This is a genomic window from Photobacterium sanctipauli, assembly GCF_003026495.1.
In the GTDB taxonomy this organism is placed as follows: Bacteria; Pseudomonadota; Gammaproteobacteria; order Enterobacterales; family Vibrionaceae; genus Photobacterium; species Photobacterium sanctipauli.
Window position 1 is genome coordinate 214,244 of record NZ_PYMA01000002.1, and the last position, 11,379, is coordinate 225,622.

General features: G+C 48.8%; 8 protein-coding genes. All 8 read left to right on the top strand.

Annotated features, from left to right (window positions below):
* The first annotated feature begins 33 nt into the window (after positions 1-33).
* The 8 genes from cmoM (at position 34) to torC (ending at position 11,379) form a co-directional block, all read left to right on the top strand.
* Positions 34-855, top strand: coding sequence for a tRNA uridine 5-oxyacetic acid(34) methyltransferase CmoM (cmoM, locus tag C9I98_RS04165; RefSeq protein WP_036831997.1), 822 nt, complete (start codon positions 34-36; stop codon positions 853-855).
* Positions 852-2,174 carry a chromosome partition protein MukF gene (gene mukF, locus C9I98_RS04170; protein ID WP_036831995.1) on the top strand — a complete coding sequence of 441 codons (1,323 nt, stop codon included), beginning with the start codon at positions 852-854 and terminating at the stop codon, positions 2,172-2,174. The genes cmoM and mukF overlap by 4 nt, the downstream gene beginning before the upstream one ends.
* Positions 2,155-2,901, top strand: a complete 747-nt coding sequence (gene mukE / locus C9I98_RS04175) for a chromosome partition protein MukE (protein ID WP_036831993.1) — start codon at positions 2,155-2,157, stop codon at positions 2,899-2,901. The genes mukF and mukE overlap by 20 nt, the downstream gene beginning before the upstream one ends.
* Positions 2,901-7,364 carry a chromosome partition protein MukB gene (gene mukB / locus C9I98_RS04180; protein WP_107271613.1) on the top strand — a complete coding sequence of 1,488 codons (4,464 nt, stop codon included), beginning with the start codon at positions 2,901-2,903 and terminating at the stop codon, positions 7,362-7,364. The genes mukE and mukB overlap by 1 nt, the downstream gene beginning before the upstream one ends.
* Before the next feature lie 243 nt (positions 7,365-7,607).
* A complete protein-coding gene (locus tag C9I98_RS04185) occupies positions 7,608-8,597 on the top strand; it encodes a hypothetical protein (protein WP_107271614.1) in 990 nt (329 codons plus the stop codon).
* Between the two features lie 320 nt (positions 8,598-8,917).
* Positions 8,918-9,703 carry a tetratricopeptide repeat protein gene (locus C9I98_RS04190; RefSeq protein ID WP_036831890.1) on the top strand — a complete coding sequence of 262 codons (786 nt, stop codon included), beginning with the start codon at positions 8,918-8,920 and terminating at the stop codon, positions 9,701-9,703.
* Positions 9,704-9,974: 271 nt separating this feature from the next.
* On the top strand, positions 9,975-10,148 hold the full coding sequence (gene torE, locus C9I98_RS04195; protein WP_036831887.1) for a trimethylamine N-oxide reductase system protein TorE: 174 nt from the start codon (positions 9,975-9,977) through the stop codon (positions 10,146-10,148).
* 46 nt (positions 10,149-10,194) lie between these two features.
* Complete coding sequence (torC, locus tag C9I98_RS04200; RefSeq protein WP_036831884.1) at positions 10,195-11,379, top strand: pentaheme c-type cytochrome TorC; 1,185 nt, start codon at positions 10,195-10,197, stop codon at positions 11,377-11,379.

Sequence of the window (11,379 nt, forward strand, 5' to 3'; positions counted from 1 at the left end):
TTTTTAGAACCGCTATCATAACGTAAAGCTGACGTGATCGAAGATCGAAATTTTGACGACTTAGCGCAAAAATTTGCAAAAAATATTTACGGAACAGCCAAAGGGCAAATTCGCCAAACGGTTGTTTGGCAAGATCTTGAGCAAATTTTAGCCTTATTGAAAACCAATGAACCGCTGCACATTCTTGATGCTGGTGGGGGTGTTGGTCAGCTCTCGCAAAAAATTGCTGAGCTAGGGCATCATGTCACTTTATGTGATCTCTCTGGCGAAATGCTGAAATTGGCTGAGCAAGAAATTGCGAAAAACGGGCTTCTTGAGCAATATCGATTGGTTCATAGCCCGGTGCAGGAAATCAGCCAGCACTTGGATGAGCCAGTCGATCTGATTTTATTCCATGCAGTGATGGAGTGGTTATCAGACCCGAAAGAAGCGCTCGAGCGTTTATTGGAGCAAACCAAACCTGGCGGCGTTATTTCTGTCATGTTCTATAACTACAATGGTTTGCTGTTTAAGAACTTGATTTGTGGCAATTTGACTCATATCGAAGAAGGTATGCCACACCGTAAGCGCTTTAAGCTTCAACCTCAACAAGGTATCAAACCAGAAGAGGTATATAGCTGGTTAACTGATGCTGGATTTACCATTTTGGGTAAAACCGGCGTACGTACCTTCCACGACTACATGCAAACAACCATGGTGGGAGATTACAGTTTTGAGCAGGTTCTTGAGATGGAGCAGAAGCTTTGTCGTCAGGAGCCTTATCTGTCTTTGGGGCGCTACATTCATGTTTACGCCCAAAAGCCGTTGGCAGAGAGTGAGACAGATAAAAACAACAGCAATAAGGACAACGGATGAGTGAAGTTACCCAGACCGTTCCCGAGTTGGTGAATTGGGTTAAGCAACACCAGTTTGAGCTTAACCTACCAACCGAGCGGCTGGCGTTCTTGTTGGCGATTGCTGTTTTAAGCGGTGATCGTTTCGATGAAGAATTAGGGGAAGGGGAGCTGATTGATGCGTTTCGTATCGTCAGTGATATGTTTGGTCAAACACCTGAAACCGTGGCCTTTCGAGCCAATAACGCCATAAATGAATTGGTTCGCCAACGTTTGATTTCACGATTTACCAGTGAAGTAACAGACGGGGCGAGCATTTACCGCCTTAGCCCGTTAGCGCTAGGGATCACGGACTATTATGCCCGCCATCGCGAGTATTCGACGCTTAAGCTGTCGATCCAACTTGCTATGGTGGCAGATGAAATTAACAAGGCTGCTCAGGCAGCTGCCGAAGGCGGCGACGAGAAACACTGGCGCCAGAATGTCCATGCGGTGTTGAAATATTCGGTCGCCGAAATTTTTGACCGTATCGACCTTAACCAGCGCACCATGGATGAGCAGCAGCAACAGGTGAAAGAAGACATCGCCGAGCTGCTTAACCAAGACTGGCGCGCGGCCATCACTAGCTGTGAAACGCTATTGAACGAGACGTCAAGCACGCTGCGAGAGCTGCAAGATACCTTGCAGGCGGCGGGTGATCAGTTGCAAACCCAGTTGTTGATTATCCAGGAAGAAACCCAAGGTAACCCTGAACTGGACTTCGTTGATGCCATGGTTTTCAACTTACAAGCTAAGTTGGATCGCATCATTAACTGGGGACAGCAGGCCATCGACTTGTGGATTGGCTACGACCGCCACGTGCATAAATTTATCCGTACCGCCATCGATATGGATAAGAACCGTGCTTTCAGCCAGCGTTTGCGCCAGTCGGTTACCGACTACTTCGACGCGCCGTGGCTACTGACTTATGCCGATGCTGAGCGCTTGTTGGACATGCGTGATGAGGCCTTGGTACTTCGCGACGATGAGGTGACGGGTATCGTGCCAGAAGAAATGGAGTTTGAAGAACTCGATCTGGTACAAGATCAGCTCGCCGAGAAAGTCGCTGCTATGCTGCAAGCCCATAAAGAAACTGGGGCGGCAATTAACTTAAGTTTGCTTCTTAAAGATTATTTGGCTCAACACCCGCAGGCGCAGCATTTTGATGTGTCGCGTCTTGTGATTGACCAGGCTGTAAGACTGGGTTACTCCGAGTCGGACTTCAGCGCCATCCAGCCTGACTGGGAAGCAATTAATGACTATGGAGCCAAGGTACAAGCAAATGTCATTGACAAATATTGAAGAATTTATGCCTGAAAAGCTGGCCAAGGCAATTGCCAACCCGCTTTTCCCTGCTTTGGATAATGCGCTGCGTACTGGCCGCCATATTTCAAGCGAAGACTTAGATAACCACGCCCTATTGATCGAGTTCGAGCAAGAGCTGGTGATGTTCTATAAGCGCTACAACGCTGAATTGGTTCGTGCTCCTGAAGGTTTCTTCTACCTTCGTCCGCGTTCAACCTCGTTGATTAGCCGCTCGGTTCTGTCTGAAATCGACATGCTGGTGGGTAAGGTACTGTGTTTCCTTTACCTAAGCCCCGAGCGTTTGGCCCATGAGGGTATCTTTACCAACCAAGAAATGTTCGATGAACTGCTTGCGCTAGCGGATGAGAAAAAGCTCATGAAGCTGGTAACCAACCGCGCAACAGGTTCTGATCTTGACCGTGAAAAGCTATACGACAAAGTGAAGACTTCGCTGCGTCGCCTACGCCGTATTGGTATGTTGATCCCGGTTGGTGAGAACGGCAAGTTCCGTATCAGCGAGGCGGTATTCCGCTTTGGTGCGGATGTTCGTGCTGGCGATGATGTGCGCGAAGCACAAATCCGCTTGATTCGTGACGGTGAAGCGGTTGTTGTTCACCAGCAAGAGCCAAGCCAGTCAAGCCTGCTTGATGCTGGAGAAACTAAAGAACAAGAACTAGGCCAAGAGCAAGATCTTGAGCATAGCGAGCAGGAGGGCGAAGCCTAATGGAACGCGGTAAGTATCAATCGCTGACGATGGTCAACTGGAACGGCTTTTTTGCCCGTACCTTTGACATCGATAACTTAGTAACCACCCTATCAGGGGGTAACGGTGCAGGTAAGTCGACCACGATGGCGGCTTTCATCACCTCGCTGATCCCTGATCAGAGTTTGCTTCACTTCCGTAATACCACTGAAGCGGGTAGTTCGAACGCCTCACGTGACAAGGGCCTGCACGGTAAGCTTAAGCCGGGTGCCTGTTACTCGGCACTGGATGTGGTTAACTCGAAGAAGCAACGTGTCATTTTTGCGGTGAAGCTGCAGCAAGTGGCTGGCCGTGATAAGAAAGTAGATATTAAGCCTTTCATTATCCAAGGCTTGCCGTCACACGTTAAGCCGACAGAAGTGTTGGTTGAGTCGCTGTCTGACAACCAGGCACGTGTTCGCCAAATCAACGAAGTGAAGGACATCATCACGTCTGAATACGAAGGCGTAGTGTTCAAGGCGTTCAACTCGGTCACTGACTACCATGCGCAAATGTTTGAATTTGGCGTGTTGCCGAAGAAATTGCGTAACAGTACAGATCGTTCGAAGTTCTACCGCCTGATTGAAGCCTCGCTTTACGGTGGTATTTCAAGTGCCATTACCCGCTCGCTGCGTGACTACCTGTTGCCGCAAAACGGCGGGGTGAAAAAGGCGTTCCAAGACATGGAAGCCGCACTACGCGAAAACCGCATGACGCTAGAAGCGATCAAGTTGACCCAAAGTGATCGTGACTTGTTCAAGCATTTGATCACCGAAGCGACCAACTATGTGGCTGCAGACTACATGCGACATGCCAATGAGCGTCGCAAAAAGCTAGAAAAGACCCTGGCTTTGCGTAGTGAGCTGATGGGATCTCGCAAGGCACTGGATGATCATCAGGCGTCGATGACCAATATGACGGCTGAGTTGGATGAACTGACTGAGCGCGAAGGCGCGCTTGAGCAGGATCATCAAGCGGCATCCGATCACCTGCAATTGGTACAGACGGCGGTACGCCAGCAAGAAAAGATTGAGCGTTACCGCGAAGATCTGGAAGAGCTGACCGAGCGTCTTGAAGAGCAGGTTATGGTGGTGGAAGAAGCTGCTGAGCAGTTGGCGATGGCTGAAGAGCAGTCTCTTTTGACTGAAGAAGAAGTTGATAGCCTGAAGACTCAGTTGGCTGACTACCAGCAAGCATTGGATATGCAGCAAACCCGTGCCCTTCAGTACCAGCAAGCGGTACAAGCGTTGGAAAAAGCCCGCGAGCTTTCAGGCGATCATCAATTGCTTGCCGACAAAGCGGTGCCTTACCTTGCTCAACTGAAGCAAGAGCAGGAAACCCAAACCACGGCGTTGTTGGCGCTCAAGCACAAGCTCGATATGTCATCGGCAGCGGCGCAGCAGTTCGAAAAAGGCCTGCAAATTGTGACCACCATTGCTGGTGCAGTTGAGCGTTCTGAAGCGAGCAATAAAGCGAAAGAGCTGATTGCAAAGGCACGCCAGTTGAGATCGGTTACCGAGCGCGGCGAGCAGCTCAAAGCGCAATACCGCGATCTAGAGCGTGCAGTACGCAACCAGCGCCAAGCGACTGAACTGGCCGAAACCTATGCCAAGCGCTTTGCCGTGACACTGGATGGCGAGTTGGCGTTGGCAGAAGAACAAGCTCGCCATGAAGCAACGCTTGAAGCCCTAGAGCAAGAACAAGAAGTCTTGGTTGAGCAGCGTAGCGAGCAACGTCGCCAAGATCAGCAGCTGGCGGCACAAATCTCTACCTTGGAAGCGGCAGCGCCAGCATGGATTGCAGCTTCTGATGCATTGGAAAAATTGGCGGAGCAATCAGAGCGCGAGTTGTATGACAGCCAAGCGGTCATGGATGCAATGCAAGATACGCTGGACAAAGAGCGTGAAGCGTCAAGCAACCGCGACCAACTTGCGGCACGCAAAAAGCAACTTGAGCTGGATATCGAACGTTTGGCACAGCCGGGCGGTAGCGATGATTCGCGCCTGCGCGCTTTGGCAGACACCTTGGGCGGCACCATGCTGTCTGAGATCTATGACGATATTACCCTTGCCGATGCGCCATATTTTAGTGCCATGTACGGCCCGTCGCGTCATGCGATTGTTGTACCTGATCTCAAAGGTATTAAAGAGAAACTGGTCGCGCTTGATGATTGCCCAGATGATTTGTACATCATTGAAGGTGATGCTGACTCGTTTGATGACAGCGGCTTTGATGTTGACGAGCTTGAAGATGCGGTATGCGTTCACTTGAACGACCGCCAACTTCGCTACTCTCGCTTCCCGAAAGTGCCACTGTTTGGCCGCGCGGCACGTGAGCAGCGTTTGGAGCAACTTCGTGATGAGCGTGATCAGGTTGTAGAAGATCATGCCAAGGCATCGTTCGATTCGCAGAAATTGCAGCGTTTGTACCAGAGCTTCAATAGTTTTGTTGCCACCCACATGTCGGTTGCCTTCAACGATGATCCGGAAGCGGCATTGAAAGTGGCCCGCGACAAGCGTAACCAAATTGCCCGTCAGCTATCAGAAACCGATGCCAAAGAGCAACAGCAGCGTAGCCAGCTGACTGCAGCACGCGAAGGTTTGTCGCTGTTGGGTAAGATCAACCCGTTGGTTAACTTGCTTGAAGACGACACCTTGGTGGCGCGTTTCGAAGAAATCGAGCAGCAACTGGCACAGCTTGATGAAGCGAAGCACTTCATCAACACGCACGGTAAGGCAATTGCCGAGCTAGAGTCATTGGCCACTGCCCTTGAGGCTGATCCAGAGCAGTTTGATAGTCTGCAAGCCGGATATGAGCAGGCAGATACCAAGCTGCAGGCGTTGAAGACCAAAATTTTCGCAGTGGCTGACCTGGTCGAGCGTCGCCACCACTTCAGCTATGCCGATTCTGTTGAGCTACTGAACAAGAGCTCGGAGCTTAATGAGCAGCTGAAAGCGAAATTGGTTGCCGCAGAGCGTGAGCGAACTCGTTGTCGTGATGCGTTGAAGCAGTCTCGTGCCCAGTCGAACCAATACAATCAGCTATTGGCATCGTTGAAGAGTTCGCACCAAGCGAAGCTGGAAACGGTTCAAGAGTTTGAGCGTGAATTGCAAGAGCTAGGTGTTCGTGCCGATGTCGAAGCCGAAGAGCGTGCACGCTTGCGCCGCGATGAGTTGAATGAGCGTCTGCACGCTTCTCGCAACCGTCGTAGCCAGCTTGAGAAAGCCATCACTTCTGTTGAACTTGAAATGAAGGGCTTGGTAAAACGCCTGCGTAAAGTAGGCAAGGAATACCAAGACATTCGCAAATTAGTGGTAACGGCGAAAGCCGGTTGGTGTGCTGTGCTTCGGCTCGCACGCGAAAGCGATGTTGAGCGTCGCCTACACCGCCGTGAAATGGCTTACATGTCTGCTGATGAATTGCGCTCGCTATCGGATAAATCCCTGGGTGCACTTCGTTTGGCTGTCGCGGACAACGAAGAGCTGCGTGATGCATTACGTGCATCGGAAGACGTGTCGCGTCCAGAGCGCAAGGTGCTGTTCTACATTGCAGTGTACCAGCACTTACGTGAGCGTATTCGTCATGACATCATCCGTACTGATGATCCGGTCGAAGCGATTGAAGAAATGGAAGTGGAGCTTGCCCGCCTAAGCGAAGAGCTGACGGCACGTGAGCAACGCTTGGCAATCAGCTCTGACTCGGTTGCGAATATTATCCGTAAGACAATTCAGCGCGAGCAAAACCGTATTCGTATGCTAAACCAAGGCCTACAGAATATTGGCTTCGGCCAGGTGAAAGGGGTTCGCCTGAACGTGAAGGTACGCGAGACCCACGAGTCGCTACTGAATGGCTTGGCGGATCAGCAAGACCAGCACCAAGATCTGTTTGGTAACCAGCGTCTGTCGTTCTCGGAAGCGATTGCGAAACTGTTCCAGCGTTTGAACCCGCACATTGACATGGGTCAGCGCTCACCGCAAGTCATGGGTGAAGAGCTACTGGATTATCGTAACTATCTTGAGCTGAGCATTGAGGTTAACCGTGGTACAGACGGTTGGCTGCAAGCAGAATCTGGTGCGCTATCAACAGGTGAAGCTATCGGTACTGGTCAGGCTATCCTACTGATGGTTGTTCAGAGCTGGGAAGAAGAATCTCGCCGTCTGCGCGGTAAAGATATCATCCCGTGTCGCTTGTTGTTCTTGGATGAGGCAGCACGTCTGGATGCCAAGTCGATTGCAACCTTGTTTGAGTTGTGTGACCGTTTGGACATGCAGTTGCTTATCGCTGCACCTGAGAATATCAGCCCTGAGAAGGGCACGACCTATAAGCTGGTTCGTAAGATCTTCAAGGATCGTGAACATGTGCACGTGGTGGGTTTGCGTGGCTTTGGTCAGGAATCCAAACCTCAAGCCAACATTCAGGAAATGCTTGAACTCGACCCTGTATAGGGGTTCAAGTTTCAAAAATAAAACAAAGGCCGGTTTCTCAACCGGTCTTTTTTCGTCTTGTTAATAAGATCTTTTTCTCATTACTTAATTAACCTTCTGATAATTTTTTTGCCTTCTCAATAGCTCCTAAAATTTGAACTGTCAGATTCAATCTGGCCATTAATAACAATACAGCCAAACACTCAGCGGCCAGCGGATTGGTTTGGTAACGGCCAGTTTTTACATTGTCGTAGGGGTGAAGACATGAACAAAATACTATTACCAATGCTAGCCACGCTTGTCGCAGCCGGGTGTGGCGGGGGCGGGGGCTCGGATGACTCAAACAATGCAACAGGTAACCAAGATAGCGGTGGTACGGCGCCCGTTTCTGTAGATGTGTCGGTTCCGCCTTCGGAAGTACCGAACGGTACGGATGACCTGCAAGCGTGTGTCGCCATTGACTCGGTATCAATTAAGGATTTATCGGGAACCATTGTTGAGTGGACAACGAAAAGTATGAGTGACCCATATGGCGTTAACTCAAAACAGTGTATTCCAGCCGACTCGGAAATTCCTGTTGATAATGATGGCTATCCGAAGTTTATTGTTATCGACCTGTATGATATTACCGGTATTGATCTTAAGGATCTGATTGCGGAACAGCTTGTTCCTGTTGGGGAGTATACCTCGATGGCGCTTTCCGTATTGCAGGGTAGCTATGGTGACTTCCTTGATACACCATACTCATACGTGGGTAATCCAGTTGATAAAATGAAAATGGATATTGTCGATGATCTCACGTTTGATGGCTTGAATATCAACATTGATGTACCTGAAAAGTTCATCTTTACGTTTGATTTACGTAGTTTGCTTCAATTGGTTGATCAAGCCTACATACTAAAGAGTGAAGGTTTCCGTGTTGCGAATGAAGCGCTATCAGGCACTATTCTTGGTGACGTCGATTTATCATCATGTGTGAACAAAACAGATGACTCTTATGTGTATTTGTACGAATCTGATTCTAAGTATGGTGATTTAGGTTCAGCTTATGCGCCAGTGATGACGGCGAAAGTATCTAGTGATGATCAGTATAAGATGGAGCATGTGCCGCAAGGAAACTACGATGTGGTGTTAGTGTGTGATGCCTTGCTGGATCTACCGAATCAAATTGATTTGGATATCGACCTAGATGGTGCGCCAAACGATAAAGGCCACTACATTAAGGCTGGTGAAGAGCATTACCTCCACCTTTAAGATGCTTATCTGATTGATTGGGCCGCGAAGTGGTAACACTTCGCGGCCTTTTTATGTACTTAGCTAGAGACTTATGCTGTCAGTTAAGCGCCTATTCAGCATATTTCATTATTATCTAGTATATAAAATTACGATCTATCTCTCATTTTCAATAATCCTCATCATTTTTCTGAGTCAGCTAACCGCTTGGCATGAAATAAAATATCGTTAATTGTCTATTCTTTTAGTCACGCCTGTATGGCTGCAGCTGGTTGTTTTTTAATCACGCATTGATTAAATTGCTTCACCAGAACGAAACGCCTGAGAGAAGAGACCACGATATGCCAGCAGTTATGACCCTTAAAAAAGTTGTGTTCGGTGCAATGTTTGGCCTTGCTGTATTAGGTACCACCACGGCCAACGCCTCTGTTACAACTTCACCTGAGCACCACCTGCTTTCAACATTGAACTATGTTGAGCTTGAAGCTGAACAGGGTGATAAAAATATGCAGCTTTTCTTAGGTCGAGCCTATCTTGAAGGCTCCAACGGTTTAAAGGCCGACCCGCTAAAAGGCATGTACTGGCTAGAGAAAGCCGCGGTTGATATGCCTGAAGTCAAAACCATGATTGGCGACCTATTTAAGCAGGGTCAGGTGCTACCTCGTGATAACGAACAAGCGCTTCATTGGTATAAAGAAGCAGCAAAAGAAGGTGATGTACCGGCAATGGTTGAGCTTGGTATGTACTATGCTTCTGGCGCAGCTGGCTCGGTAGACTGCGGCAATGCCATTAAGTGGTTTAACGAAGCATCAAACGGCGGTTCGTTGGAATCAAAGCGTAATCTGGTATGGCTGTATGCGACATGCTCGGACGAGCGTATGCGTGACGGCGAACGTGCACTGAAATTGGCTAAACAGGTATTGAGCCGTACTGGCACCGGTGATGCAGGTGATTACGATAACTTGGCTGCGGCCTACGCTGCATGTGGCGAATTCCGCCAAGCTATTGAAGCTCAGGAAACGGCGATTGGTAAACTGGACGACAGCAACAGCCAGCGTGTGGCGAACTTCCAACAGCGCTTGAAGCTATACCAGCAGAACCAAACTATCTACAGTGTTGCACTGTAAGTAAAATCCTCCTTCCTCTCTTAAAAGGCGCAGCAATGCGCCTTTTTCTGTTTTATCAAATACCAACTCATTCTCCTTCACTAAACCTGACCTTGTATTGAATGGGGTTGATGTGAAAAATGTGCTTTGCTTCAACACTTTTGCTTTAATTGAGCGGTTTTTCCGTACCGTTAACATCCTTAACTATACTTGAACATATTCGATATAGCCCTTTAGCAGTAAGTGCCTACTCGTTGCTTAAGGGATACAGATAATAAGAAGGATGTCAGCAATGAGTAACCCTGATCCAGTCGCGGATAAAGAAAGAGCAAAGTATGAGTGGCGCTCTTTTCTCTTCATCACTATTTTCCTGTTTCCCATTCTTGCGGTTGCCATTGTGGGCGGTTATGGCTTCATTGTATGGGCGATGCAGGTCTTTTTCTTAGGCCCTCCGGGGCACGGCTAGATACGACGCGTTAACACCGTAAGCCAAATTAAGGAAAGGTAAGCATATGATGAGCTTTTTGAAAAAACTATGGGCCACGTTTTGGCGTCCGGCTATGCACATTAGCTTGGGCGTCCTCACGTTGGGCGGCTTTATTGCCGGTATTATTTTCTGGGGTGGCTTCAATACCGCCCTAGAAGTGACCAATACCGAGAAGTTTTGCATCGGCTGTCATGAGATGCGTGACAATGTATACGAAGAATTGAAGGGAACGGTTCACTGGTCGAATCATTCTGGTGTGAGGGCGACCTGCCCAGATTGCCATGTTCCGCATAATTGGACCGATAAAATTGCCCGTAAGATGCAGGCAAGTAAGGAAGTGTTTGGGGCTATTTTCGGCACAATCAATACTCGCGAGAAGTTTCTCGAAAAACGACTGGAGCTTGCCAACCACGAATGGGAACGCTTCTCGGCCAATGGTTCACTTGAGTGTAAAAACTGCCACAACTACGACAGTATGAAGTGGGATGAAATGTCTGACATCGCCCGAACCCAGATGAAGCAAGCCGCTGAGCGTGATCAAAGCTGTATGGATTGCCACAAGGGGATTGCCCATGAGCTACCGGGCAATATGGAAGCTTCTGGCGGTATGATTTCAGGTCTGGTTCAAAAAGCGAATAACACCCGCTTCTCTGAGGGTGAAAATTACTTCAGCGTCCGTTACTTACCTATGTATGAAGATGAAGCCTTGACGATTGATGGCGGGCAGTTGAACCCGGCGTCAGAAGTGAAGGTTGTTCAAGTGAAGGATAATGCAATTCAGGTCGAAATTGCCGGGTGGCGCAAAACCAAAGGCTTTGGTCGCGTTATTAATGAAGATTTCGGTATGAATATTCCAACGGCAGCATTGAGCAAAGATGCTGCTTTGAGTGAAACCTTGGTTGAGAAGTTTGAAGAGAAAGAAGACGAGTTAACCGGTCTTGGCTGGCAACGTGTCGTCGTCAAACTCTGGATGCCAAAAGAGTCGCTTATCGATGATGTCGAAGTGATCTGGGCGGAAGCACGCCCTGCCTACAATGACAACTGTAGTGTTTGTCATACTCAGCCGGCAGAAAATCATTTCGATGCCAACACTTGGCCTGGCATGTTCAACGGGATGCTCGCATTCGTCAATCTCGATCGTGATAGTGAAGCACTTGTATTGAAATACTTGCAAAAACACTCGTCAGATTTCTCTGACGCAGGCCATTAA